At 45.1% G+C, this 25,255-nt stretch carries 29 protein-coding genes, 1 tRNA gene and 10 pseudogenes; 21 read left to right on the top strand and 19 right to left on the bottom strand.

The annotated features are described in order from the left end of the window. Positions 1-148 precede the first annotated feature (148 nt). The 7 genes and pseudogenes from DXE37_RS04490 (at position 149) to DXE37_RS04470 (ending at position 4,302) form a co-directional block, all read left to right on the top strand. Complete coding sequence (locus DXE37_RS04490) at positions 149-1,696, top strand: fumarate hydratase (RefSeq protein ID WP_114636715.1); 1,548 nt, start codon at positions 149-151, stop codon at positions 1,694-1,696. Positions 1,697-1,699: 3 nt separating this feature from the next. Beyond that, positions 1,700-2,500 (top strand): glutamate racemase, encoded by an 801-nt coding sequence (murI, locus tag DXE37_RS04485; protein ID WP_114636714.1) that lies wholly within the window; start codon positions 1,700-1,702, stop codon positions 2,498-2,500. Further along, positions 2,497-2,829, top strand: a complete 333-nt coding sequence (locus DXE37_RS12420) for a hypothetical protein (protein WP_231971075.1) — start codon at positions 2,497-2,499, stop codon at positions 2,827-2,829. The genes murI and DXE37_RS12420 overlap by 4 nt, the downstream gene beginning before the upstream one ends. A gap of 169 nt (positions 2,830-2,998) precedes the next feature. After that, positions 2,999-3,124: an energy transducer TonB gene (locus DXE37_RS12415; protein WP_231971074.1), complete on the top strand. Its 126-nt coding sequence runs from the start codon at positions 2,999-3,001 to the stop codon at positions 3,122-3,124. Positions 3,125-3,297: 173 nt separating this feature from the next. Beyond that, positions 3,298-3,735, top strand: a complete 438-nt coding sequence (locus tag DXE37_RS13980; RefSeq protein ID WP_331852121.1) for a MotA/TolQ/ExbB proton channel family protein — start codon at positions 3,298-3,300, stop codon at positions 3,733-3,735. Further along, positions 3,732-3,887: a hypothetical protein gene (locus DXE37_RS13975; protein WP_331852120.1), complete on the top strand. Its 156-nt coding sequence runs from the start codon at positions 3,732-3,734 to the stop codon at positions 3,885-3,887. The genes DXE37_RS13980 and DXE37_RS13975 overlap by 4 nt, the downstream gene beginning before the upstream one ends. Before the next feature lie 2 nt (positions 3,888-3,889). Continuing rightward, a pseudogene (locus DXE37_RS04470) lies at positions 3,890-4,302 on the top strand (ExbD/TolR family protein). Between the two features lie 3 nt (positions 4,303-4,305). Here DXE37_RS04470 and DXE37_RS04465 read toward each other — a convergent pair. The 8 genes and pseudogenes from DXE37_RS04465 to DXE37_RS04425 form a co-directional block, all read right to left on the bottom strand. After that, the gene (locus tag DXE37_RS04465) at positions 4,306-4,758 is read right to left on the bottom strand and encodes a hypothetical protein (protein WP_231971073.1); all 453 of its coding nucleotides are present in this window, start codon (positions 4,756-4,758) and stop codon (positions 4,306-4,308) included. 86 nt (positions 4,759-4,844) lie between these two features. Beyond that, a complete protein-coding gene (locus tag DXE37_RS04460) occupies positions 4,845-5,519 on the bottom strand; it encodes an EAL domain-containing protein (protein ID WP_162786179.1) in 675 nt (224 codons plus the stop codon). Between the two features lie 71 nt (positions 5,520-5,590). Next, a pseudogene (locus tag DXE37_RS04455) lies at positions 5,591-6,094 on the bottom strand (diguanylate cyclase domain-containing protein). Positions 6,095-6,128: 34 nt separating this feature from the next. Continuing rightward, positions 6,129-6,473, bottom strand: coding sequence for a PAS domain S-box protein (locus tag DXE37_RS04445; protein ID WP_231971072.1), 345 nt, complete (start codon positions 6,471-6,473; stop codon positions 6,129-6,131). A 2-nt stretch (positions 6,474-6,475) separates the two neighbouring features. Beyond that, positions 6,476-6,670 (bottom strand): hypothetical protein, encoded by a 195-nt coding sequence (locus DXE37_RS04440; RefSeq protein WP_114636709.1) that lies wholly within the window; start codon positions 6,668-6,670, stop codon positions 6,476-6,478. A 70-nt stretch (positions 6,671-6,740) separates the two neighbouring features. Further along, positions 6,741-7,004, bottom strand: a pseudogene (locus DXE37_RS04435) (FIST C-terminal domain-containing protein); the annotation flags it as partial. Positions 7,005-7,077: 73 nt separating this feature from the next. Then, complete coding sequence (locus DXE37_RS04430) at positions 7,078-7,644, bottom strand: FIST signal transduction protein (protein WP_114636707.1); 567 nt, start codon at positions 7,642-7,644, stop codon at positions 7,078-7,080. 247 nt (positions 7,645-7,891) lie between these two features. After that, positions 7,892-7,980 (bottom strand) — tRNA-Leu (locus DXE37_RS04425). A gap of 374 nt (positions 7,981-8,354) precedes the next feature. On the opposite strand from DXE37_RS04425, the gene DXE37_RS12410 reads away from it, so the two are divergent. The 5 genes from DXE37_RS12410 (at position 8,355) to DXE37_RS04415 (ending at position 11,075) form a co-directional block, all read left to right on the top strand. Next, positions 8,355-8,657 (top strand): penicillin acylase family protein, encoded by a 303-nt coding sequence (locus DXE37_RS12410; RefSeq protein ID WP_231971071.1) that lies wholly within the window; start codon positions 8,355-8,357, stop codon positions 8,655-8,657. 16 nt (positions 8,658-8,673) lie between these two features. Further along, entirely contained in the window at positions 8,674-9,351 is a 678-nt protein-coding gene (locus tag DXE37_RS12405) for a penicillin acylase family protein (RefSeq protein WP_231971069.1), read from the top strand. A 137-nt stretch (positions 9,352-9,488) separates the two neighbouring features. After that, the gene (locus DXE37_RS12400) at positions 9,489-10,337 is read left to right on the top strand and encodes a penicillin acylase family protein (RefSeq protein ID WP_269460290.1); all 849 of its coding nucleotides are present in this window, start codon (positions 9,489-9,491) and stop codon (positions 10,335-10,337) included. Between the two features lie 14 nt (positions 10,338-10,351). Further along, on the top strand, positions 10,352-10,579 hold the full coding sequence (locus DXE37_RS13440; RefSeq protein WP_269460289.1) for a penicillin acylase family protein: 228 nt from the start codon (positions 10,352-10,354) through the stop codon (positions 10,577-10,579). Positions 10,580-10,670: 91 nt separating this feature from the next. Continuing rightward, the gene (locus DXE37_RS04415; protein ID WP_114636706.1) at positions 10,671-11,075 is read left to right on the top strand and encodes a surface-adhesin E family protein; all 405 of its coding nucleotides are present in this window, start codon (positions 10,671-10,673) and stop codon (positions 11,073-11,075) included. A gap of 95 nt (positions 11,076-11,170) precedes the next feature. On the opposite strand, the gene DXE37_RS04410 is transcribed toward DXE37_RS04415, so the two are convergent. Continuing rightward, positions 11,171-11,491: a hypothetical protein gene (locus DXE37_RS04410; protein ID WP_114636705.1), complete on the bottom strand. Its 321-nt coding sequence runs from the start codon at positions 11,489-11,491 to the stop codon at positions 11,171-11,173. Positions 11,492-11,517: 26 nt separating this feature from the next. On the opposite strand from DXE37_RS04410, the pseudogene purU reads away from it, so the two are divergent. Next, positions 11,518-12,372, top strand: a pseudogene (gene purU / locus DXE37_RS04405) (formyltetrahydrofolate deformylase). A gap of 133 nt (positions 12,373-12,505) precedes the next feature. Here the strand turns inward: purU and soxA are convergent. The 9 genes and pseudogenes from soxA to DXE37_RS04375 all read right to left on the bottom strand — a co-directional run bounded on the left by soxA (position 12,506) and on the right by DXE37_RS04375 (position 17,046). Next, the gene (gene soxA, locus DXE37_RS04400) at positions 12,506-13,156 is read right to left on the bottom strand and encodes a sulfur oxidation c-type cytochrome SoxA (protein ID WP_231971068.1); all 651 of its coding nucleotides are present in this window, start codon (positions 13,154-13,156) and stop codon (positions 12,506-12,508) included. Continuing rightward, a complete protein-coding gene (locus DXE37_RS04395) occupies positions 13,153-13,482 on the bottom strand; it encodes a thiosulfate oxidation carrier complex protein SoxZ (protein ID WP_114636704.1) in 330 nt (109 codons plus the stop codon). The genes soxA and DXE37_RS04395 overlap by 4 nt, the downstream gene beginning before the upstream one ends. Further along, positions 13,479-13,589: a hypothetical protein gene (locus DXE37_RS14285; RefSeq protein WP_415066729.1), complete on the bottom strand. Its 111-nt coding sequence runs from the start codon at positions 13,587-13,589 to the stop codon at positions 13,479-13,481. The genes DXE37_RS04395 and DXE37_RS14285 overlap by 4 nt, the downstream gene beginning before the upstream one ends. Further along, positions 13,582-13,974: a thiosulfate oxidation carrier protein SoxY gene (locus DXE37_RS04390; protein WP_269460288.1), complete on the bottom strand. Its 393-nt coding sequence runs from the start codon at positions 13,972-13,974 to the stop codon at positions 13,582-13,584. The genes DXE37_RS14285 and DXE37_RS04390 overlap by 8 nt, the downstream gene beginning before the upstream one ends. Beyond that, the gene (locus tag DXE37_RS04385; RefSeq protein WP_197713078.1) at positions 13,964-14,242 is read right to left on the bottom strand and encodes a cytochrome c family protein; all 279 of its coding nucleotides are present in this window, start codon (positions 14,240-14,242) and stop codon (positions 13,964-13,966) included. Before DXE37_RS04385 ends, DXE37_RS04390 begins: the two co-directional genes overlap by 11 nt. A gap of 195 nt (positions 14,243-14,437) precedes the next feature. Further along, positions 14,438-15,727 (bottom strand): molybdopterin cofactor-binding domain-containing protein, encoded by a 1,290-nt coding sequence (locus tag DXE37_RS12395; RefSeq protein WP_231971067.1) that lies wholly within the window; start codon positions 15,725-15,727, stop codon positions 14,438-14,440. A 32-nt stretch (positions 15,728-15,759) separates the two neighbouring features. After that, positions 15,760-16,305 (bottom strand): hypothetical protein, encoded by a 546-nt coding sequence (locus DXE37_RS12390; protein WP_231971066.1) that lies wholly within the window; start codon positions 16,303-16,305, stop codon positions 15,760-15,762. Beyond that, positions 16,260-16,451, bottom strand: coding sequence for a hypothetical protein (locus DXE37_RS12385; protein ID WP_231971065.1), 192 nt, complete (start codon positions 16,449-16,451; stop codon positions 16,260-16,262). The genes DXE37_RS12390 and DXE37_RS12385 overlap by 46 nt, the downstream gene beginning before the upstream one ends. 146 nt (positions 16,452-16,597) lie before the next feature. After that, positions 16,598-17,046, bottom strand: a pseudogene (locus DXE37_RS04375) ((2Fe-2S)-binding protein). A gap of 126 nt (positions 17,047-17,172) precedes the next feature. On the opposite strand from DXE37_RS04375, the gene DXE37_RS04370 reads away from it, so the two are divergent. The 8 genes and pseudogenes from DXE37_RS04370 to DXE37_RS04335 all read left to right on the top strand — a co-directional run bounded on the left by DXE37_RS04370 (position 17,173) and on the right by DXE37_RS04335 (position 24,268). After that, on the top strand, positions 17,173-17,523 hold the full coding sequence (locus tag DXE37_RS04370; RefSeq protein ID WP_114636702.1) for a CidA/LrgA family protein: 351 nt from the start codon (positions 17,173-17,175) through the stop codon (positions 17,521-17,523). Then, positions 17,516-18,244, top strand: a pseudogene (locus DXE37_RS04365) (LrgB family protein). The gene DXE37_RS04370 and the pseudogene DXE37_RS04365 overlap by 8 nt, the downstream one beginning before the upstream one ends. A 117-nt stretch (positions 18,245-18,361) precedes the next feature. Then, the gene (locus DXE37_RS04360; protein ID WP_162786177.1) at positions 18,362-18,934 is read left to right on the top strand and encodes a M20/M25/M40 family metallo-hydrolase; all 573 of its coding nucleotides are present in this window, start codon (positions 18,362-18,364) and stop codon (positions 18,932-18,934) included. Further along, on the top strand, positions 18,927-19,286 hold the full coding sequence (locus DXE37_RS04355; protein WP_114636700.1) for a peptidase dimerization domain-containing protein: 360 nt from the start codon (positions 18,927-18,929) through the stop codon (positions 19,284-19,286). The genes DXE37_RS04360 and DXE37_RS04355 overlap by 8 nt, the downstream gene beginning before the upstream one ends. A gap of 192 nt (positions 19,287-19,478) precedes the next feature. Continuing rightward, positions 19,479-20,817 (top strand): annotated as a pseudogene (gene aptA, locus DXE37_RS04350) (omega-aminotransferase AptA). Positions 20,818-20,819: 2 nt separating this feature from the next. Beyond that, a pseudogene (locus DXE37_RS04345) lies at positions 20,820-22,085 on the top strand (Zn-dependent hydrolase). Positions 22,086-22,099: 14 nt separating this feature from the next. Then, positions 22,100-23,672 (top strand): annotated as a pseudogene (locus DXE37_RS04340) (M81 family metallopeptidase). Continuing rightward, positions 23,642-24,268, top strand: a complete 627-nt coding sequence (locus DXE37_RS04335; protein WP_231971061.1) for a LysE family translocator — start codon at positions 23,642-23,644, stop codon at positions 24,266-24,268. The pseudogene DXE37_RS04340 and the gene DXE37_RS04335 overlap by 31 nt, the downstream one beginning before the upstream one ends. Here the strand turns inward: DXE37_RS04335 and DXE37_RS04330 are convergent. Continuing rightward, positions 24,257-25,241, bottom strand: a pseudogene (locus DXE37_RS04330) (ABC transporter ATP-binding protein). The gene DXE37_RS04335 and the pseudogene DXE37_RS04330 overlap by 12 nt on opposite strands. Positions 25,242-25,255 lie beyond the last annotated feature (14 nt).

Here is a 25,255-nt window from a genome sequence, read left to right as displayed (position 1 = left end):
CAACTACAAGTGCGAGAAAATGTCGCAGAATGACAGGTTTACACCCTCAAGACCTTAGAAGATAAGTGAAAACACTTGGGATTTGCTCTATGGCAAACCCTTAAAATAGGAGAAACCTTACTAATAATATGGAAATAACCGTAAAACCATGACAAATATCAAACAAAACGACCTGATTCAAAGCGTTGCGGATGCCTTTCAATTCATCTCTTACTACCACCCCAAGGACTTTATTACCGCCATGGGCAAGGCTTATGAGCTAGAACAGGGTCATGGCGCCAAGGATGCCATTGCTCAAATTCTGACCAATAGCCGGATGTGTGCCGAAGGCCGTCGCCCACTTTGCCAAGATACGGGCATTGCAGTGGTGTTTCTCAAAATTGGTATGAATGTGCAATGGCCTGATGCCACGATGAGCGTCACGGATATGGTCAACGAAGGTGTGCGCCGCGCTTACCTTAATCCCGACAATATATTGCGCGCCTCTGTATTAGCCGATCCCGCTGGTAAACGTAAAAACACCGGCGATAACACTCCTGCCGTGATCCATTATGAAATCGTTCCCGGCGATGATGTTGAAGTCATTTGCGCTGCCAAGGGTGGCGGCTCCGAAAACAAAGCCAAAATGGTGATGCTCAATCCATCCGATTCGATCGTGGACTGGGTTCTCAAAACAGTACCGACTATGGGTGCTGGTTGGTGCCCTCCTGGCATTCTCGGCATTGGTATTGGTGGCACCCCTGAAAAAGCCATGTTGATGGCAAAAGAGTCCTTGATGGGTCCAGTAGACATTCAGGAATTAATTGCTCGTGGAGCAAAGACTCGCGCTGAAGAGTTGCGTCTAGAGATCTATGACAAAGTAAACAAACTGGGTATTGGTGCACAAGGTCTTGGCGGTCTTGCAACCGTCTTGGATATCAAAATCATGGAATACCCAACGCACGCAGCCTCATTACCAGTTGCCATGATTCCTAACTGTGCTGCCACACGTCATGTGCATTTCCATTTACATGGTGACGGTCCTGCAAAATTAGAGGCTCCTTCCCTCTCTGATTGGCCGGACGTTACTTGGACTCCAGGCGTTCAGAAATCCAAGCGCATCAATTTAGATACCCTGACCGCAGAAGAAGTGACCAGTTGGAAACCAGGCGAGACCCTTTTGTTAAACGGTAAGATTTTGACTGGTCGCGATGCCGCCCATAAACGTATTCAGGGCATGCTCGCCAAAGGCGAAGAATTGCCAGTAAGCTTTAAGAATCGTGTGATTTATTACGTAGGTCCTGTAGATCCAGTGCGCGATGAAGTTGTCGGTCCTGCAGGTCCAACTACATCAACCCGTATGGATAAGTTCACAGAAATGATGCTTTCGAAAACTGGTTTGATCTCCATGATTGGCAAAGCTGAGCGTGGACCTGAAGCAATTGAGGCTATCAAGAAACATAAATCAGCCTATTTAATGGCTGTTGGTGGAGCCGCTTATTTAGTGTCCAAAGCAATCCAAACCTCTAAAGTGGTTGGCTTTGCAGATTTAGGCATGGAAGCTATTTATGAGTTCGATGTAAAAGATATGCCCGTTACTGTTGCTGTAAATTCAGAGGGTGTCTCTATGCATCATGAAGGGCCACGTGATTGGCAAGCTAAGATTGCTGGAATCCCCCGGTCAAGATTGCCTAATTCATCAGCGGTAACTGAGTAAGCATTGGCACTCATTGGGGTATTTGATTCTGGCGTTGGAGGCTTGTCCATTTTGGATGAGGCTCTGCGCCAGCTTCCCCAGCACGACTATATCTATCTCGCCGATTCAGCAAACGCTCCTTATGGAGAAAAATCGAGCGATTGGATCGCTGCGCGCAGTCTTGTCTTATGCAGGCATTTGGCAAGCAAAGGCTGTGATGCAATTGTGGTTGCTTGCAATACTGCAACGGCTGAAGCTATTCAACAAATACGAAGTGAGCTCGCTATTCCGATTATTGGTGTTGAGCCTGGAATTAAGCCAGCCTCAATGCAATCGCAAAATCATATCGTGGGTGTGCTCGCTACTGAAGCCACTCTAAAGAGTGACAAATTTAACGCTTTGCTAGCTACCTTACCCAAGGATTGCCAGTTCATTAAGCAAGCTGGTGTAGGGCTAGTGCCCTTAATAGAATCCGGCAAAGCTGATAGCACAGAAACCCTAGAGCTATTAGCCAATCACCTTGAGCCCATTCAAATCGCTGGGGCAGATACCTTAGTGCTTGGCTGCACTCATTTTCCATTTTTAAGAAAAGCAATCCGTAAATTACTTGGTGAATCGATTACGCTGATCGATACCAGCGATGCAGTAGTCAGACAACTCAAGAGGCAACTTGAAGCGCTTCATCATCAGACTCCCATCAAGAATTGCGGGGCAGTTGTATTGGTGAGTAGTAAGAATGCAGACACTCTTTTGTCGAGCGCACAAGATTTAATGTCTACGGATTTAGATCAACATACAGCACGCGCGTTAGGTGATGTGCAATGAGCGCGCTTCTTAAAAAATTAGACGCCCATCTTCCGTTCAATAAATCCGAACGCATCATTATTTGTATCGTTGTATTACTGCATGCACTACCTGCCTTGGAGTTTTTACACTTGAGCTCCAAGCCAACTCCCCTAGACGAGGAGCGTGTGCCGGTGAATTTTGTAAATCCACAGACAGTGAACAAGCCTCAGCAACCCCCTGCCGCCACTCCACCCAAACCAAAGGAAGAGAAAAAGGTAGCAAAAGAAAAGCCTGCTGAAAAACCAAGCCCCAACCGAACTCCGCAAGTACAGCAAACACCACCAGCACAGAACCCAGCCGCAAAATAAATTAGAATCCCAGCCGCAAAATGCCGCTGTAGCGCCTGCAACCAGCGGTGGTGCTAGCGGAACCCCGATTCAGACTGACATTGGTAAACTCGTAGTTGTCTATCAACCAGATGCCGATGCTTACTACCCTTCATTTTCAAAACGCTCTGGGGAGCAAGGTACGGTTGTCGTGCGATTAATTATTGATGAAACTGGTAGCGTCGAAGATGTGGCCTTATTGCAGTCAAGCACTTTTCCACGATTTGATCGCGCCGCCACTGAAATCGGCAAACGCTATCGCTTTAAACTTTTTTAGTAAATGGCTCACCCCAAAAAATTTCGACCAATCTTTTAATCAAATTTAACCTCAAGAATTAATCATTATGAATACTCCATTTGGCATAGCAACTCTCTGGCTTGAGGGCGACCTGATTACGCGATTTGTAGCAATTGCCCTACTCATCTGCTCGATCGTCACATGGGTTGATTTTGCTGACAAGGTTTTGGGATTTACGCAATCTTCGCAAGCTGAAACCTAAGCTCGAGCAATTCTGGCGTGCCACCTCATTTGATCAAGGATTACAGGTATTTAGCAATCACGCATCCAATCCTTATTACCAAATTGCTAAATCGGCAACTAAGGCGTCAGCCCATCATCAAAATCAATCTACCGATCATCGCGAGTTACTTCAAACCCTAAACTATTCAGAGTGGATGGCTCGAAGTGTTAAAAATAGTATTGATGGTATCGCCGCCGGTCTTCAGAAAGGTTTAACCTTCTTGGGATCAACAGGTGCTACCTCACCATTTATTGGCCTCTTTGGAACTGTATGGGGCATCTATCACACCCTCATCTCGATTAGTAGTTCAGAGGTAGCACACAGATTGATCAGGTTGCTGGTCCGATTGGCGAAGTACTCATCATGACTGCTTTGGGTTTAGCGGTCGCTATCCCAGCAGTGCTTGGCTTCAACACTATTAATCGCGCAAATAAATTATTTGTTGCCGACCTCAATCGTTTTGGTAATGACCTACTCGCCTACTTTGTCACTGGTGCCCGTGTGAATTCTGGGGAATAACCATGTCTTTTCATATTCAAGACGACCAAAACGACGATAGCATCATGGCGGAAATTAACATGACGCCGATGGTAGACGTCATGTTAGTGTTATTGATTATTTTCATCATCACTCTGCCAGTGATTCAACAGGCTGTAAAGGTTGAACTACCGAAAGCTAATAGCGTTCGCAACGAAGTAAAGCCAGAGTCAGTGCAACTCTCAATTGACGCCAATGGTCAAATATTTTGGAATAGCACCGCCATTGATTTAAAACTTTTGATGGCTATGCTGAGAAAGCGGCTCAAAAAGATCCTCAACCAGAGATCAATCTACGCGCTGATAAATCTGTGAAGTATGAATATGTTGCCCAAGTCCTTGCCGCATCTCGCCGCGCGGGCTTGACCAAACTGGGCTTTGTGACTGAACCCAATTAATATTTAGTTTGCCTTAGCGGGTAGGCAAGCTTCTTCACTTGCCTGAGTTCCATTACCGAGATGGCTTCCTAAGATTCCACCTTGAATAGTCTCTACCTTTTTTAACTTCCCAGTAGTTTGATTAAGTGTAATGAGGGTTGAGACTGTACCCGCGGGATAAGAAACACCACTCAGTAATTCTGGCTCAAACTGAGCATCTATCAATATGACAATGTTGGGGGGAGCAAACCGAATAGCTTTCACCGCTTGAGTTCCACTACCGTCAGAACGGTCTAAATCCCTACCATCAAGAAAGACCTTTGCTTTCGCTGATTTGCTGGCGGGCACCAGCTTCATTTCATACTCTTCGATAAAGTCTTTTTCTACCCGCTTACATTCAAATACCAATACTTCGTTTGCCAACAAGGTTTGATGAAAAGCAAACAGAGTGACTATTGTTAGTAAGCGAAGTTTCATTAATGATGTGCTACAAAAACTATGAATGATTAATTGACTCAGATTGGGAACATCCTTCCCTAGCGACGCAAAGACAAACAGTCCAACTATTGAAGTGTACTAATTAATGCTAGAAAATTCTCTTCACTCAATGGCTTTCCGTAGAGATAACCCTGATAGAAAGAGCAACCCTCGGACAAAAGGTAATCTCGTTGCTCGATGGTTTCAACCCCTTCCGCAACAACATCTAACTTCAAGGTTTGAGCCAAAGAGAGTATCGAACGGATAATCGCTCGATCACCCTCATCCCACGCAATATCAAGCACAAAGCTCTTATCGATTTTGAGTTCATCTAGTGGTAAGCGCTTTAAATAGCTCAAGGATGAATATCCAGTACCAAAGTCATCCATAGAAAACTTCACGCCTAGATCTCTCAACACGTTCATGGTGGAAATAACAGAATCCACATCTTCAAGCAATAGACTCTCAGTCAATTCCAACTTTAAGAGTTTTGGATTAATGCGAGCGTCGCTCACGGCGGCTTTCACCATATCGACAAAATTTTCTGTTCTAAATTGTTTGGCGCTAATATTGACTGACAGTGCCAAATCCTTAGTACTGTCATTTTCCGACCAGCGCTTCAATTGGGCGCATGCCCCCTTTAGAGCCCACTCGCCAATGGAAGTGATGAGTCCCACCTCTTCGGCAACAGGAATAAAAACATCGGGCGGAATAACTTCTAAATCTAGCGGACTCCAACGCAGTAAAGCCTCTGCACCCACCACTCATCCATTTTTATCAACTTGGGGTTGATACATCAAGCTCAATTCCCTTATCCATGGCTCGCTTCAAGCTAGCCTTCCATAGTTATTTTTTCGGTGAACTGAATATGCGCAGTATCATCAAAGGATGGCGTTCCTACCCGCTGCCTTTGATTGATAGAGCGCGCCAAGTCGGCTTGTTTTAGCAACTCATTAGTGCCTTGAGTTTTATCTGAAAACAAAGTGATGCCGATACTGGCAGTCATTGTATGGAGAATTCCATTCAAATTCACTGGCTCAGAAATACTTTTGTGTAACTTTTCTGCAATCAGGTTAAGGGCATGCATTGCATTTTCAGCATTAGATCCCAAATCAGGAATGAGGACAATGAATTCATCGCCCCCAAGTCTCGTTGCGGTATCCATTTCACGTAAGTTGCTTCGCAAGCTTTGTGCCATGGCCATCAACACTTAATCACCCCTGTCATGACCGCGAGTGTCATTGATAGATTTGAAGCGATCAATGTCAATGATGAGGATTGCTCCGTATACATGGTTGCGAGTTGCAGCAATCCTCGTCTGATTTAATCGATCCAATAAGAGACGTCGATTGGGTAAATTCGTCAAAGGATCATAGTAGGCAAGCTCTAAGATCCTGCGTTCGGCTTTCTGGGGTCGCTAGCATTGAAATAAATACCAATATAGTGAGTGTGAGTGCCACCGAGGCCTTTAACCGCTGAAATGGAAAGCCAAACTGGCAGGGTTCGCTCCTCCTTGTTTCTATTCCAAACGCCACCTTTTCCAGGAACCCCTCAGTTACCACTGCCTCCCATAAATTACGGTAAAAGGCTTCATCATGATATTCAGGGGATTTAAAAAGTGAAGTATTTTTTCCAACCAATTCATCAGCAGAGTAGCCAGAAATTTTTTCAAATGCAGAATTCACGCGCAATATATTGCCACGCTGGTCCGTCACAATCATGCCGTCACACTAGATTGAAAAGCAGCCGAAGCAATTCGTAGCTCTTCTTCTGCATGCTTTCTGGAGGTAATGTCTTCAGAGAAAATAATTAAGCCACCAACTTTGCCATCGGCATTCATGGAAGGTATTTCAGGAAAATTCCTTAGTTGACGCTTTAAGAGGCGATGTTGGGCACCCATCTCATGACTCATTAAAGATTCTTCTTATTCCGAAAGCAAGGTGAGAGTCGTAGTCTGATTATGTAAGGCGCAAACAGCAGGCTCAAAGGGGGCAAATCTCACCATAGGAATAAAAGCCGAATATGGTTGTCTTTGTACCCAAGATGGCTTGAATTGCCTCGATTTCCTCGCCGGCGATTTGATCCATGACGAGGCGTCTTCCCACGCGACTCACTACCAAACAGAGAGGCTCATTTTTACTAGCATCATGGTGAAGAGTTTGGGTAAGACCCGCAGAAGCATCAATTAATGAATCGATATCCGTCTTCATGAGCTTACATACACTTCCTTGCGGGACATCTCCAGCAAAATTTAACTCTGCTCTTCCCTGTTAATACCCAATAACGTCCGAACATAAGAGCTTCCAGATACCCCATCCGTTATGGATAGCAGAAAACGCAACCGCTACCTGGAAGGTCTTTGGATAACTCCCCTAAATATTTGGTATAGACCTCTAGAGCAGGTCGGTGATCAATCTCATAAACGACATTTTCAACAGATCGAGTAACTCTACGCTCTGGACCAAACTCTCGCCAACCCATAGAAAATCCATAAGTGACATTGAGGTCACCATAAAACCCGACTAATGCCACTTGATGCTGCTGCACTGGACCATTCACCATTACCCATGAACTATGAAAGCGATCAGCATCTCCAGCCAATCCACCGGTAACAGGAACACCGGGAACATTTAACCTTCTAGTCTGCTCTGAACCGCTAATGGATAAGCCGTCAGAGAGTGCAAATAAATGTTTCGGTTTAGGCTCTGCAAACGCATTGGCTAAACGTGTCACTGCCGAGTCCACGTCTGCCTTGTCTTCTATCAGGGCACTTTTTACTAAGACGCGTGTTGCTGAAAAAGAAATAGCCGACAAAATGATGTCTTGATCGGAAACATGATCGCCGCAAATATTTCCAGAAGATGAGCAGCCTATGATTTCCGCAATAGGGAAAAGGCTCTAATTTCCTCATAACATTGGGGATCATGAAAAAAGGGGTGCTCAGCACAAACAAAAACCAAGTTGACGCTGGGGTCGGTGAATAGGTGACTATCCCACCCTTTGATTCAGTCCAGCGATAGGTCTCTACATGCATTGTTCTATTTTATACAACGAAAGTGGTTTAAACGCCATATGTTGTATCCCTATAGAGGGACCCGAATTATTCGGCAAGCGCGAAATAAGGGAATAAGAATGGTGCCCGAGGCCGGAATCGAACCGGCACGACTTTTTTGAGTCGGCAGATTTTAAATCTGCTGTGTCTACCGATTTCACCACTCGGGCTCGCACAAACAAATAAAGCCGTGCTAAATAAATCAAGACAAGCGAAATTTTAGCACGCAAGCACCCCATACACCCCTAGAGCCCTCCCCACCCTACCGCCCAAGGCTTGTCCCCCTAAAGCAACTAAAATATTCTGATGAAAACGCCAAGAAATCGAACCGGGGTAAGCAAGCTATTGGAGGGTCTGCTTTTGGGTATTTTTACTGAGTATCTTGGCAGCCATAGCGTTAGGCCTTACCTACATGTATTTCGCCCAATCCAATATTTCTGGCAAGCGAATAATTAAAAGTTTAGGTGAATCAGTCGTCATCACATTTGACGAGACCGACATTCCCCATATCAAAGCAAAAAGTTAGGCAGATGCATACTTTGCCTTGGGCTATCTTCATGCTACCGAGCGTTCTTGGCAAATGAAAATGAATCGCCGCATTGCTAGCGGACGACTTTCTGAAATCCTAGGCAATGACACAGTCAAGATTGATCCGTTTGTACGCACGCTTGGCATTAAACGCGCCGCTGAAGAACGTCAATTCGATCGCTATCCAGTTTCGGCTAAACGCCTACTGCAAGCTTATGCTGATGGGGTAAATGCTGGTAATTCACAATTAGGATGGGCTTTGCCGGTTGAATATTTTTTAACTGGCTCTAAACCTTGGGCACTGGTCACCGACCGATAGCGTCGCCTGGATGCTCATGATGGCTTATGACCTTGGAGGCAATTGGCAAAGAGAATTGCAAAGACTTGAGTTATCCAAGTTTCTCACCACAAAGCAAGTCTGGGAGATGTATCCACCTTATGGCACAGATGAGCCAGTCAGCAATGTAGATTTTGCAAAAATGTATCGAGAGATGAGCGTCTTCCCTTCTTCACCCAAGCCTGTAGAAGGCAAACCACAAAACTTGCCGGCTACTGAACTAGGTAAACTGATGCAAATGGGAGGTAATAATGGCATCGGATCGAATAATTGGGCTCTCAGCGGCAAACTCACTACCACTGGGAAGCCTTTACTAGCGAATGATCCCCATTTAGGACTTTCTGTGCCTGCCATTTGGTACTTCGCCCATCTAGAGGCGCCAGATTTAAATGCAATGGGCGGAACGCTTCCTGGAATTCCAGCAGTAGTGTTGGGTAGAACAGATAAATTTGCCTGGAGCTTTGCCAATACCGGACCCGATGTTCAGGATTTATACATAGAACAAATCGATGCAAAAAATCCCGGGATGCACAGAGGGCCAGATGGCCCCCTGCCCTTTAAGGTACGACAAGAAATCATTGACATCAAAGGTTCGCCATCATTTACTTTTTTGGTAAAAAAACGCATCATGGTCCAGTCATTTCAGATTCTTATGCACGAGCCAAGCGAGCTATAGATACCGATCGGTATGCGCTAGCTTTGCGTTAGACCGCACTAGACATAGAGAATCAATCTGTTGCTGGTCTATTAGAGATTAATCGCTCGGAAGACCTGACTGAATTTAAATAGGCGATTCGAAAAAATTACGCGCCCATGCAAAATGTGGTGATGGCAGATATGGATGGCAACATTGCTTTTCAAGCTGCAGGTGTAGCCCCCAAAAGAATCTTGCATCAGGGCTTATATGGGGTAGCTCCAACACCTGGCTGGGATAGGCAATACGACTGGAATGGCTACGTGCCTTTTGAACAGCTACCGTCGAGCAACAATCCTGAGCAAGGCTGGTTGGCAACTGCAAATCAAAAAATCATCGCAGCAAATGATCCTAACCCCCTGACGGGAGCCTGGGACTTACCTGCTCGTTACGACCGTATAGTAGAGCTCATCAAGGCAAAAAATATACACTCCGTCGATGATATGAAAAAAATGCAAGGCGATACTTTATCCCTCGCCTCAACGCCTCTATTGGAGCTATTCAAGGCGAGTCAATCAACTCATCCTCTAGCATCTCAGGCCATGGAGATGATGAAAAACTTTGAGGGAGACATGAAAGTATCTAGTTCTGGTGCACTTATTTTCAATGCATGGGCTGATCAATTAACGCGCAATCTTTTTTCAAGATTGGGTTATTTATTTTCCGATAATTATGGCGTACGTAATTACCGAGCCCCACTCTTGCTCCAGATAAAAAATCCGAATAGCCCTTGGTGCGATGATCCTAAAACGCAAGCCGTGGAATCGTGTCAGGACTCGTCAAACAAAGCCCTTGATAAAGCCCTGGACTACCTCAGTAAAGAATATGGAAATGACCCAAACACTTGGGCTTGGGGCAAGGCGCATATCGCCATTTTGGAACACCGCCCCTTTAGCAAAGTTCCCCTCATTGGCGGCTTATTTAATATTAAGACCCCCTTCCGAGCGACAGCTTTTCTATCAACGTAGGCAGATTAGAACTTTTGCAATCTAAGAACCCGTACAAGACCTTACAAGCCCCGAGCTTACATACCGTATACGATCTTTCCGACCTGGAAAATTCTTTCTTTATCTATCAAACAGGCCAATCCGGCTGGATACAAAGTAAGTTTTATCGCAATATGAATGTTCTTTGGGCTAATAATGAATATCTTCCTTTAAAAATGAAGCCTGAAAAGGTTAATCGGCAGCTTGAATTAATCAATAAGTAGAACTCAGCAAAATAGATAAAAATTTCAATCTATTTGCTGATGGTTGGTAAAATAGAAGTGTTTTGAAACGCAATCTCTAGAGGCTATTCGCATGAAAAAAATTTCTCTTCTCTTGGCATTAAGCGCAACACTTTTTGGCTCAAATAATGCATTTGCAGAATGGCAAGAAATTGGCCAAAACGATCAATCTTCTGTTTTTGTAGATACTGATACGCTTCAAACTCAGGGCAATTTGGCACAAATCATGTCTATGCTCAACTTTAAAAAACCTGGTTTAGACCCACAAAGCAAAGAGAATGTGAATTCTATTGTTGGTCTCAATGAATACGATTGCAGCACTGGAAAATATCGCCCCATTGAATTCAAAGTATTCACTGAAACTCGTGGCAGAGGCAAAGTGGTCGTTGACCAAAAAACTCCTGATAGCGTATTTGTATCCATCCCAAATGGTGCATGGGCTGCGGGAGTATTCAATGTTGCGTGTCGCACCAAATAAAAAAGTCTTCTGGTTGTAAAGACTGTTTTTTATTCAGCCACCCACCCTCATTTCTCTTGGCATACTCACCGGGTGTGCCGCACCATTGGCTGTATTTAGCAGTTCGAGCACAGCCCCGCAGCAAGTAGTGTTGGTGCAGTTGCTGTAGCCAACCCTGCTACATCTATCAGCTTAGCCTCTACCGCCACAACCAGAAAATCTCCTTTGGAGCATGCTGCCTCAGCGGCCACAAAAAAAGAATGTAGTTTCTTTAATGTCATTAACTCAAAACCCATTTGCATCGAAATAGTAATGCCGCCCATTACTGACAAAAGCGAACCTCTATTGGGGTCAGCAGATAAAGAGATGGGCTCCATCAAGTAATAACCATCAAAAGCTTTATGCCCTTTAAGGCCATAACAGTCTAAAATTGACACTTGTAAGCAATATTTTGGTGATTTAAATGTCCGCGGAAAATTACTACCTCACTCTCACTTGTCCAAACAAACCAGGCATTGTTGCTACCGTTTCCACGTACATCTATGAAGCTGGCGGTGATATTGAAGAGGCACAGCAATTTGATGACAAGGCCTCTAAACGTTTTTATGCGCGTCAGCTTCAGCTGACCTGCTCAGGCCAATACCTTGCGGGCTGGTTTTCTAGAGATTGCCAAACGCTTTGATCGCACCTGGGAGTTACGCGCAGTAAAGGATCTCAAACGAGTATTAATCATGGCCTCTAAATTAGATCATTGCTTGGTAGATCTTCTTTATCGTTGGCGCATTGGCGAGCTACCCATGATTATTTGTGGAATTGTCTCCAATCATCCTCGTGACGTCTATGCCAGCATCGACTTTGCCGATATTCCTTTTTATCATTTACCTGTTACCCCTGATACCAAACCCGCTCAAGAGGCTAGATTGCTAGAGATCATCGCTGAATCCAAGGTGGATATGGTGATCTTGGCACGCTACATGCAAATTTTGTCTGATGACTTATCTTCCAAGCTTTCTGGGCGATGCGTCAACGTACGCCACTCATTTTTGCCTAGCTTTAAAGGCGCAAAACCATATCATCAGGCTCATGCTCTCGCGGCATCAAACTTATTGGTGCTACAGCCCACTTTGTTACTAGCGATTTAGATGAGGGTCCAATTATTGCGCAAGACGTTACTCGCGTAACCCATGGCGACACACCAGATGATTTAGTACGTAAGGGTCGCGACTTAGAGCGAACTGTACTTTCTAGAGCCTTACGTTATTACCTGCATGATCGCGTCCTTATCAACGGAGCAACTTCGGTAGTCTTCTCGGATTAAAGAGCAATAAAGTCAAATTAAGGTCTAACCCCTGGGGACTCCAAGGGTAGACCTCTAGCGCGCCACATCAGAAAGAGCTCCAGCTGAGCCATCTCTGGCGAACCATATTCAAATTGTTGTGCTCTGACTCCGCTCATACAATTACGCAACCGCCTTTGTAATGCTCCCAGTGTTTGCCACTCCAGGCGATAAATTGGATAGGCATTAGGATGGCCTTAAGGATAAGGCTGCCTCCTAACTTTAAGCCCGCTCTATCTTCATGACATTGTGCGCAAGATAAATTGAGTTGTCCCATGCGCTCATTAAATATACGTCGGTCTTTTTGCAAGCATGGTCCATTTACTGAGCTTTGAGTGATAGCGATAGGTAAGCCTTTTGACTGAAAGGCAATAAAACTTGTTAGCGCCAAAAGATCCTTGCTCTCATAGGCTAAGGCAGGAGCAGATTGGGCATTGACGCGACATTGATTAATTTGACCTTCTAGAGTCTGCAACTTACCGTTTATCACCTTTGGGAATTGCGTGGCTACACCACGCATCGATTTTTTGGCATCAGCATGACAGGTGCTGCAGGATTTATTTTGTGGCCCCAACTTTTGCTGCCACAGCGCTTCCCCATCACCAACCCAAAACATCGCGGGATTTAATAATGGATCGTCTTGCATCGCTTTATTCTCAGCAGACATCAACTCATAGCTTGATTGCTGGGTAGGACCAGCTACCGCAATGGAGAGGCTACAGATTAAATAGGCAGTTCCTAGATATAGGAAGGCTCGTCTTTTCACGAAACAGAAATACTAGCCTGGTTGACTGCTTCATAGCCATTATCCCCAACCCACCTAAACCCAAGCGTGCCGGACTCCACTGCCACAGCATTGAAAATGATTAAAGGGTTGGCTCCAATGCCTGAGAATAAATCAGCTTTAAATACTTCTACAGAGTTGTAGTTACAGGTAAAGGCTCGAATGATGTCACGCGGAATAAGCTTGCCATCTTCTGTATAGCGAAAGCCCGAGTCCATATCATGCTGTGCGATAGCTCGAATCTCGATAATGGAATCTTTTTTTGCCGTTGCAGGCATGGTGATGGAAGTACGAGAAGCTTTACTCATACTAACTCCGTACAGGCTGAAAGGGTCACCAAGGTTTCTGCTGAGCCCTGCCAAAAACTACCATTACTCATTTGAGCAATGGCCCATACTATCTGACTATCAGCCAAGCGAACTCGAGTAGTGATATTTGCTGTGCCAGATCGTGGAGTCAGGTAAGCGGTAAAAAATATTAGGCAAGGGATTGCCCTCTGCGATGACATGAATCGCCTTGACATAATCATTCGCAGTCATTGGACTATCCACACTCACTTTCAACACCACTAAATTGCCGTTCTCAACTGGCGGTGGAATAACCAGATTAACGCGACCCTCTTGCACTTTCGCTCCGCCAGTAATTTTTTTGATTGCTTCTACGGCGTCTTCTTTTTTAGCAAAGGCTGCGATTGGGTTAAAGCAAAAACCTAAAGCCAAAAACCCAAGCCCACGGACCTGTTTAAACCAGTCTCGACGGTGAGTTTGAATCATTTTTTTCATCTCTTTTTCAATCGCCATTTTGAGCATTCAAAGTCAATAAGAAAGCTATTACATCTTCAATCTCTTGGCCGCTTAATATAGTTTGCCCTACAAATTTGGGTGCAACCCGATTTAAATGGCTGGTTTGGTAATAGGCTGGCATGATAGTTTGAGAGTTAAAGTGTGCTGCGTTCACAATGCGCGCCCTCAATTGAGGCGCATCTAAGCGAGCAACGCTGGCTTTTAATTCACGCGCTAAATTACCCTGAAATCGCTCTTCTGGAAATGGTCCGCTATGACACAACAAACATAATCCAGTCTGACGACTAACGACAATTGCCCTGCCGCGAGTTGGATTACCTGGTTCAGCAGAGAGGGATTCAACAATTGAACCCCCTGAATTACCTGAGCATTTCCAGCATTAAGCGAGAAGATTGCCAGCAATAAAAATGCTACAGCAACCTTCTTTCTCATTGGTAGAAATTATGCGGAAAGCCAGTTCTTATACCAACTTGATGCCGCTATTTTTCAGGGGTACCGTGCGCAAACGCTTGCTTGTTGCTCGATAGAATGCATTCAAAACAGCTGGTGCAGCTACCCCGCAATCGTTGGGCTCTCCAACCCCACCCCAATCTTTACCGCCACCTTGAACGATGATGGTTTCCACTGGAGGCATCTGATAAAGACGAATAGAGTTAAAGGTGTCAAAGTTCTTCTGAACTACGGCGCCATTTTCAATCGTAATTTCCTCTTCGAATAAAGCTGATAGACCGTAAACAAAAGAACCGGAAACTTGGCGTGCAACTTGCGCAGGATTTACAACATAACCAGGATCAGTTGCAGCAACAATACGATGAATCTTCACTTCATTGCCATTTTTAACCGAAATCTCGCAAGCCGCGGCAACGTAGCCTCCAAAAGAGCGTATTTGCGCTACTCCACGATATACACCAGATGCAGCCGGCTTGGTCCAACCGATACCATCGGCCACTGCATTCAACACCGCAATGGCTCGCGGATACTCTGCCATATGCTTGCGACGAAACTCCCCCGCATCTACACCAGTAGCCTCAGCCAATTCATCCATGAACGTTTCAACAAAGATTGCATTTTGGTTTACATTCACACCGCGCCAAAAACCGGGAGGCACATGAGTATTGCGCATGGCGTGATCAATATTTAAATTCGGGAAACTATAAGTAATACCGTGCTCACCAGTTGGGTCAACACCCTGAAATGCCAACGGATCTTTGCCCTTAAATGACGCCACAACTGCTGGACGAACTGCAGCCAAAATGGACTGACCAGATAGACGCATATTGACGCCAGTAACATTTTTCTTGTCGTCAATAGCAGCGCTCATCTTGCACATCATGACTGGATGGTAACGACCCTGCGTCATACCTTCTTCACGAGTCCAAATTAACTTGATCGGAGTCCCAGGCATCTGCTTAGCAATATTGACTACCTGTGTTGTGTAATCCTGGAAAGCGCCACGATGCCCAAAGCCACCACCAAGATTAACTTTATAGACATTGCACTTATCCGCAGGAAGTCCTGACGCTTCAATCACTGCGGCCAAAGACGCTTCGCCATCTTGTGTTGGCACCCAAGCTTCATAAGTAGCTTCAATCGTTTTAGATGCAGAAGAAAAAGCAGCCTTTACATCACCATTGGTATTGTGAACAAAGGTATCGTTCGCATTTAAACCTTCTTCTAACATCTTTTTAATTGAAGCACTTGAGACGTTAGCGTTCGCGCCATCATCCCAAGTGATGCTGACTTGGTCCATGGCAGTTTTTGCTTGCCAAAAGGTTTCTGCAACTACACCGCTCCAGCAGAATTCCCAACTGGAACCACCTTCTTAACGCCTTTCATACTCAATGCTTTAGTGGCATCGTAGCTCGACACTTTACCGCCAAATACAGGAGACTGCTTAATATTAGCGACCAACATGCCTGGCATCTTCAAGTCAATGGCATAAACTTGTCTACCCGTTACTTTGTCAGCTACTCCGTCAATACGATCAACTGATTTGCCAATCAACTTCCATTCTTTTGGATCTTTTAATGGCGGATCTTTGGGCACCTCTAGCTGTGATGCAGCTACCGATACTTTACCGAAGGTAGTTTTTTTACCGGTAAGCGTGTGGGTAATCACACTATTTTCAGCAACACACTCTGACGCAGGAACATTCCATTGATTTGCAGCAGCTTGAATGAGCATCATACGTGCGGAAGCGTCGCCCTTACGAACATATAACTCAGATGTCCGAATACCGCGACTACCGCCGGTGGAGTAGCTACCCCATACCTTGCTACGCCTTAAGTTCTCAGCAGGAGACGGATAGTCATAAAAAACTTTTTCCAATCGCACTGCGATTCTTCGGCAACCAATTGCGCTAAACCGGTAATGGTTCCCTGCCCCATTTCTGAGCGGACGACACGGATGATCACATCATCATTCGGCTTTACAACAACCCATACTCCAATCTCAGGGGTCGCTAGTGGCGTCATGGCAGTAGTACCAGTACCGATTGCAGCGTTTGCTGTAGATAATTAGAGCGAGGTCAAAGCCAATAGCCAAACCAGTAGCAATAGCACTAGAGTCAATAACAAAATGACGGCGGGAGGTATTTGTTTTCATAGTCATCGTTATCTTCTTAAGCCTTGCTAGCAGCATGAATCGCTACGCGCACTTGTTGGAAAGTGCCACAACGGCAAATATTGGTGATGGATTCATCAATTTGCGCATCGGTAGACTTCGGATTATTTCTCAGTAACGCTGTAGTGGCCATCACCATCCCAGATTGACAGTAGCCACACTGAGGCACTTGATTGTCAACCCAAGCTTTTTGCACTTTGGAGAGCTGACCGCTTTTTTCGAGACTTTCAATCGTCTCGATTTTTTAACCCGCCACTGCGGATACAGGCAATGCACAGCTGCGCGTAGCCTGTCCGTTCAATAGAACAGTCATGCACCACACTGACCGACTCCATAGCCATACTTAGTTCCAGTGAGACCCACTTGTTCACGGATTACCCAAAGTAATGGGGTTTCTGGATCAACATCCACCTTGTATTTTTTGCCATTGACATTTAACTCAGCCATGTGTGCTCTCCTATTCAGTCATTTATTCTTTTAGGATCTAATTAACCCTATTTATAATGTGATCATATTAACCAAGAATTTACTTATTGCAATGCAACATAAATCAAGGCACTGTAAGATCAAAACATAATTTACGGGCTAGTACAAATCCTTCTTTTTCAGAGGAGCCTCGGCGAGCTGGCCTCTAAATTCATTTTGCCTACCCTACCAGGACCTGTGATCGGCCTGATTCTCATGGTGTTATGGCTCGTTTTGCGCAAAGGCATTAATACTGAGTTAGCCATGGTTGCCGATGGATTTAGCCAATACCTTGGACTCCTCTTTGTTCCGGCAGCAGTCGGGGTGGTCTTATTTCTATCGCAGCTTAAGGCAAATGCATTGGCAATAATTAGCGCCCTCATTGGTAGCGTCATTCTTACCATTGCCTCTAGTGCATTGGTTGCGCGCTTCTTGAGTCAGAAAGCACCTCATGAGTGAGAAGCACTCGATTGTTGAGATTTGGGTCTATCTTTCTGGGAGCCCACTATTTGCCCTATTCATTACTCTTGCAGCCTATCAAATCGGCCTTAGCATCTATAAATCGACTCGGCAAAACCCATTAGCCAATCCTGTAGCGATAGCGATTCTCATTGTTGCGACCACGATTCAGTTGATTGAGATGCCTTATTCAACCTATTTTGAAGGCGCTCAATTCATTCACTTTCTTCTAGGGTCGGCAACAGTGTCTCTTGCAATCCCTATCTATCGAGGTCTTAGCAGCCTAAAAGGCAGATCTCTTCCACTGATAGCCTCACTATGTACTGGTGGTCTCGTATCGATTATTAGTGCAGTAGGTATTGCTACCCTTCTAGGTGCAGATGCGAGCATCACTGGAGCGATGTATCCAAAATCTGTGACGGCACCGATAGCCATGGGTATTGCTGAGCGCATCGGCGTGTCACCTACACTAGCTGCAATTTTTGCAGTCGGCACCGGCATATTAGGCGCCATCCTTGCGCCTTTTATTCTGAATGCCTTAAAAATGAAAGCTTGGTGACAAAGAGGTTTTGCCATTGGAATCGGCGCTCATGGCATAGGTACTTCACGCGCATTTAGCATTTATCCTGAAGCAGGAACCTATGCCAGTCTGGCAATGGGCATGAATGGCGTTGTAAGCGCGGTAGCCATTCCGGTGCTCTACCATCTATTGAATAAGTGAATTACCATACATTAACCATAAGAGACAAAATACAAGCACCAAATAAATATTCCAGATCCAGTCAAATTAACTCAAGAATTAATCCGTTTTAATACGATTAACCCCCAGGAAATGAAGATGAGTTATGCAACTATCCAACCGGATTGTTGGAGTCGGCGAACTTTGAGTGCCTCAACGTGGACTTTGCCCCAAGACGCAGAAGCATTGTCGCGCGCATACCAGGAGCCCCCCAACACCACGAACATTTGCTTTACAGGGCATGTAGATGTAGTTCCATTGGGTGATCGCCCATGGGATCATGATCCTTTCTCAGGCGTCATTCAGGATGGCAAATTATTTGGACGTGGCTCTAGTGATATGAAAAGTGGTATTGCCGCTTTTATCGTAGCAGCAATGAAAACAGCCAATTTAGCTCAGGGCAAAAACGGCATCAGCATGATTATTACTGCTGGTGAGGAAACCGGTTGTGAGGGCGCCTTCTATATTGCCCAACAAAAAGAAGTAATTGATTTTATTGGCAAGGTTGGTTACTTTGTCGTTGCAGAACCAACTGCTAATGAACCAATCACATTGGTCACAAAGGTGCTTATTGACTCCGCGCTAAGGCTGAGGGTATTACTGCTCATGGCTCTATGCCTGAACGGGGTGATAACGCTTTTACAAACTTGCCAAAGGTGCCCTACTGCTTGAGAAATTTCAGTTTGACACTCCACCTCATGACCTTATGGGCCAAGGCACATTGAATATAGGTACAGCTAAAGCAGGATTAAATATTAATTCTGTTCCCGACGCCGCTGAAATGACCTTAGATATTCGCTCCGTACCGGGACAAAGCCATCAGCATATTTTTGGCTGCCTTTGCAAAACACTCGACCCAAACATTAAGCTAGAAACCATCATGGATGTTGAGGGAATCTATACCCCGCCAGATCATCCATGGATTCAAACAGTCTATGCTTTTTGCGAAGAAATTAATGGCGTAAAGGCTCTGCTCCAAAATCCATCTCTTACTTTACGGATGCATCTGCTCTCAAAGGTTTGATTGGGGAGCCCCAACTGTAGTGCTTGGACCTGGACAACCAGAAATGGCGCATCAAACCAATGAATTTTGCTTTACCGACAAAATTACCCAAGCTACAGCCTTATTTAAAAAGCTTATCATAGATTGGCAGAACAATAATTCACATTAAAAGGCAGATGCAAAATGAAAATTGAGAACACTCCATTCAAGGAAATGGACGCCGATACTTATGTAGCTAACATGGATGCCTATTGGCTTCCGTATACGCCCAATCGCTACTTTAAAAATAAACCCAAAATTATGGTTGCGGCCAAAGGGATTTATTACACCGATGACCATGGTCGTAAATTATTCGATAGCGCATCCGGACTATGGACCTCTCCTTTAGGTCATGGTGATCCACGCATTATTGATGCCATTCAAAAGCAATATCACAAGATGGATTATGTTCCCGCCTTTCAAATGGCAGGACCAGAAACGTTTCGTCTAGCAGAAAGGATCGTCAAGAGTACGCCCCTCCTGGTTTAAATAAAGTATTTTTTGTTAACTCGGGCTCAGAGGCAGTCGACACTTCTCTGAAGATTGCACTTGCTTATCATCGTGCGAAAGGCGAAGCAAGTCGTACTCGCTTTATCGGCAGAGAGCGTGCGTATCATGGTGGATGCGTAGGCGGAATCTCAGTCGGCGGGGAATCCCAACAAACCGCAAATCATTTGTGGCTCCATGATGATGCCGGGAGTAGACCACCTTCCCCATACATTAAATTTGTCACAAATGGCTTTCTCAAAAGGAATGCCAACTTGGGGCGCTCATTTAGCAGATGAATTAGAGCGTATTGTTTTGTTGCATGATGCTAGTAATATTGCAGCCGTCATTCTCGAGGCCCGTTCAAGGGTCTACTGGTGTGATCGTGCCACCAGTTAGTTACTTGCAAAAAATTCGAGAAATTTGTGACAAACATGGCATCCTGCTCATTTTTGATGAGGGCATTACAGGCTTTGGACGTTTAGCTTCCAATTTTGGCGCGGATCGTTTTGGGGTCAAACCCGACATGATCGCGTTTGCAAAAACAATTACGAATGGCGTTATCCCGATGGGTGGCGTCATTGCTCGTGAAGATATTTACAACACCATTGTTGGGGCTGGCGGCCAAGAGCAGGTGATTGAGTTTTTCCATGGATTTACTTACTCAGGACATCCAATTGCTACAGCAGCTGCACATGCCTGCCTAGACATTTTTGAGTCCGATGGCATCATAGAAAAGACCAAGGTATTGGAAAAGGTATTTGAGGACGGCGTTCATTCATACAAAGGAATGCCAGGCATATTAGATATTCGCAACTGTGGCTTAGCAGCAGTTATTGATTTAGAGCCGATTGCTGGAAAACCAGGTCTGCGGGGTATGCAAGTTCTTGAAAGCTGTATTGAGAATGGCATCCTAGTTCAAATTACTGGGGACACCATTGCAATGGGCCCTCCATTTGTAGCCACACCAACTGAGCTTGAATCCTTTATTGACACCTTTGGCAAAGTTCTAAAGAAGGCTTTCTGATTTTGGTAAGCAATCGCGTTGCGCACTTTGATGAACAACTTCGTGTTCGTAGCGAACGACTCTACTCCTCTCTATTAGAGCTGGCTCAAATTGGGGCCACTCCTAAAGGAGGAGTTTGTCGACGCCCTGACTGATCTTGATAAGCAAGGCCGTCAATGGGTCATTAATAAAGCGTTAAGTCTTGGTCTCACTGTAGTGACCGACCAAATTGGCAACACCTTCATGCGCCGCGAGGGCAAGAACCCTAACCTGCCACCCATCATGACAGGCAGTCATATAGACACCCAACCAACTGGCGGTAAATACGATGGTAATTACGGCGTACTGGCAGGCCTAGAAGTCATTGAAACTCTTAATGATCATCAAATTGAAACTGAAGCGCCCATTGAAGTTGTGTTCTGGACCAATGAAGAAGGTTCACGGTTTACCCCAGTCATGATGGGATCTGGAGTTTTTTCTGGGGCCATTAGCCAAGAACTAGCTTATGCAGCCAAAGATATCGATGGTAAAAATGTTAAAGACGAGCCTTACTCGCATTGGTTTTTTAGGTACACAGAAACCTGGTGACCATCCCTGCGGCGCTTATTTTGAAGCGCACATCGAGCAAGGACCCATACTGGAATATCAAGACAAGATCATTGGTGTAGTTCCAGCGGTGATGGGTCTGCGTTGGTTTGATTGCACCGTCCACGGTTTTGAAGCACATGCCGGCCCAACTCCCATGGAGATTCGGGTTGATGCTCTACAAAATTCCCTAAGCATTATGCAAAAAGTAGTTGATGTCGCCAATCAATATGCTCCGCATGGAAGAGGCACAGTGGGTATGGTGCAAGTATTTCCGAATAACAGAAACGTCATCCCAGGGCGAGTACAGTTCTCGATTGATATCCGCCATATAGACGCCGCTATATTAAATCAGATGACTGCTAAAGCTTAAAGAATGTATTGAGGCAATCGCTACTAATAATTCAATCAAGATCGACTTACAAGAAGTATCTTATTTCCCTCCGTGCAATTTTGATGAGGGATGTATCCAAACTATCCGTAAAGCAGCCCAAGATTTAGGATATTCCCAAATGGATGCGGTTTCTGGAGCTGGGCATGATGCCATTTATATGAAAAGCCTTGCTCCAACCGGAATGATTTTCATCCCTTGTAAGGATGGAGTTAGTCACAATGAAATTGAAGATGCAAAAGCTGATCATTTGGAGGCTGGTGCAAATGTTCTTCTCCAATCCATTCTGGCTTATGCCAAACGATCTAAATAAATAACTGACTTGAGATGACTGATAAAAAAATTGGTGGCAAATGGGTAATTGCACGCTTTCAGCACGAAACCAATACCTTCACACCCATCCCCACTCCCTTAGAAGCCTTTAATCCCCTCTGGGGTGCAGATGCCTATAAAGATCAAGAAAATGCCAGGACTGCAATGGGTGCATTTATTGCTATCGCCAAGCAGGAGGCCGTTGAAATTATTACCCCCGTTTGTGCATTCTCCAATCCAAGCGGTACAGTCTGTGCAAAAGCCTATGATCGCATTTGCGATAGCATCGTCGCGGCAGTAGAGCAAGGATGCGATGCAATCCTCTTGGATCTACATGGAGCAATGGTCTCTGAACGCGTCGTTGATGGTGAAGGTAACTTGCTGCGAAGAATTAAATCGGTTGCTCCCAATACTCCAAGTGGCACTCGATTTACACGGTAACGTGACGCCAGCCATGATTGACAACAGCGATGTCATGGTGAGTTTCAAAACCTATCCGCATATTGATATCTATGAAACTGGCTTACATGCGGGTAATTTATTGCGTGATTCTCTCAAAGGGGATGTCAAACCCTTGTTGGTTTACCGGCAAATCCCCCTGCTTTCTCATACCCTGAGAAGCAATACCAACGAAGGCGCAATGAAAGCTGTAGTGGATACAGCTATTGTCATGGAATCCAAACCCGGCATTTTAGGCATCTCTATTATGGCGGGCTTTAGTTTGGCGGACTTTAAGGATGCAGGCGTGTCAGTCATCGTGGTTGCCGATGCAAGCAATCCTTCTTTCATTGCTACAGCAAATGAATTAGCGGATAAACTAGAAGCCATGATTTTGACTCAAGCAGATGGATTCATATACGAAAGTACGCCACTGGAACTCTCTTTACAAAGAGCTGCTGAGATGGCCAAGTTTCCCGGAGATGGTCCAGTGTTACTGCTTGACCATAGTGATAATGTGATGTCAGGCGGCTCTTGTGATACGACTGACATATTAGAGTCTGCATTGAACTATGGCTTAAGTAATATTGCTGCAGGCCCTATAGCCGATCCATCAACAGTGCAAAAACTCATTGCTATCGGCAAGGATAAAGAGGTAACCATTGAACTTGGAAATAAGTCTGGCTGGACTTATCGAGGCGTAACAAAACATCCCTTCAAATTGACTGGATCTGTAAAAGTGATCAGCGATGGCAAGGTCAAAGTAACTGACCCGATCTTTAATGGATCGATCTTAAAGATGGGGCCTAGTGTTCTATTCCAAACTCCAAACGCTGAGATTGTTATCAGCTCCGAACGTGTAGAGCCATACGATATTGCAGTGATGACCGTTCTAGGCATCGACTTAGCCAGCAAGTCCTATGTATTGCTCAAGTCTCGCATGTATTGTCGACCTGCATTCTTTCCGCTAAGCAAGGGCTATGTAGAGTGCGACTCGGATCAGGGTGGCCCCACTAGTTCAAATTACGCTTGGTTTGATATCAAGCGCATTAGACGCCCAATCTTTCCTCTGAATAACATGACTGCCCTCATAGCAGTCATCACAATCCTGATATCCCGATGGCCTCTATTTTTACCGCTCAAGAGCTGATTGCGCTCATCATCTTTTGCGCTGCCATGAGCTTTTCTCCTGGTCCCAATACGATGCTGACAACTGCTATCGCTGCAAACGAGGGATTTCGTTGCGCCATACCTTTTACCCTATCGGTGCCATTTGGCTGGTTATTCATTATGTTGGCATGCGGCTTTGGCCTTGGGGCGTTGGTGACGGAAATACCTAGCCTGCGGATTGCTATTAAATTACTTGGCTGTGCATATTTAATTTGGCTTGCTTTTAAACTATGTCAAAGTAAGAAGTTGCAAGAAATTGATTCCGCACGTCTTAATATGACCTTTTTAAAGGGTGTAGCGCTTCAGTTTTTAAATATTAAGGTGTGGTTGTTAGCGATTACGGCGACGGGCTCTTGGATTCTATACTCCAGTGGACAGCCTAGCTCCAATCCAAGCGCAAGACTCGTATTCGCTTGTGTAATAGTGATGCTCTTCGCATTTACCAGCAATCTAACTTATGCAATCGCAGGCTCTCTTTTCAGAGAATGGCTTGGGACTGGCCGACGACTAGTAATTTTTAACTACTTACTAGCCTTTTTATTGGTAGTTACTGCTCTTTGGACTTTAAGTATTTAACTTAAAGTGGCACGCCACAAAATGACCAGGAAAAACTTCCTCTAAGCGAGGCTCCTCCACTTTGCAACGCTCTTTGGCATAGATGCAGCGCGTATGAAAATGGTACCCACTAGGGCGATTGATGTGGCTTGGGATATCTCCACCCAAGACAATTTGTTTACGCTGCTTGGTAGGATCTGGAATAGGTACTGCCGATAACAATGCCTCAGTATAAGGATGGGATAGACGGCTAAACAACTCTGCGGTTTCTGCCAACTCGACAATACGACCTAAATACATTACTGCAATTCTGTGGCTGATATGCTTCACCACCGCTAGATCATGCGCAATGAATAAATAAGACACGCCAATTTCTTTTTGAAGATCGCCCAATAAGTTAATAACCTGCGCTTGAACGGAAACATCCAATGCTGAAACGGGCTCATCACACATAATCAACTTTGGCCTGACTGATAAGGCGCAAGCGATACCTAAGCGCTGCCTCTAGCCACCAGAAAACTCATGGGGATAACGCAACATTTGATCAGGACGAAGCCCCACCAATGCGAATAGATCACTTACGCGTTCACGACCTTCAGCCTGCGTTAGTTTCTCAAAATTTCGCCAAGGGCTCTGAAACAATATCAGCGGCGCGCATGCGGGGATTTAAAGAGGAATAAGGGTCTTGGAAAACCGCCTGTATCTCTTTACGAAATGGGCGCATTTCAGCACGAGAAAGCTGATCAATACGCTCTCCGTTCCAGATAATTTCGCCTGCAGTAGGATCCATTAAGCGCAGAATTGTTCGGCCAACAGTCGATTTGCCACAACCGCTCTCCCCTACCAAGCCTAATGTCTCGCCTTCATGGATAGAAAAACTGACCCCATCAACAGCATAAACATGGCCTGTTACCCTGCCCAACATCCCCTTGCGAATGGGATAGTGCTTACACAAGTTCTTTAGCTCTAAGAGCACTTTTTTACTCTTACTCATGTTTAGCCTCTACT

Origin of the sequence: Polynucleobacter necessarius (assembly GCF_900095205.1) — a bacterium.
Classification (GTDB): domain Bacteria; phylum Pseudomonadota; class Gammaproteobacteria; order Burkholderiales; family Burkholderiaceae; genus Polynucleobacter; species Polynucleobacter necessarius_E.
The sequence above is the reverse complement of the archived record's forward strand: the minus strand, read 5'-3'. Positions and strand labels throughout refer to the sequence as shown.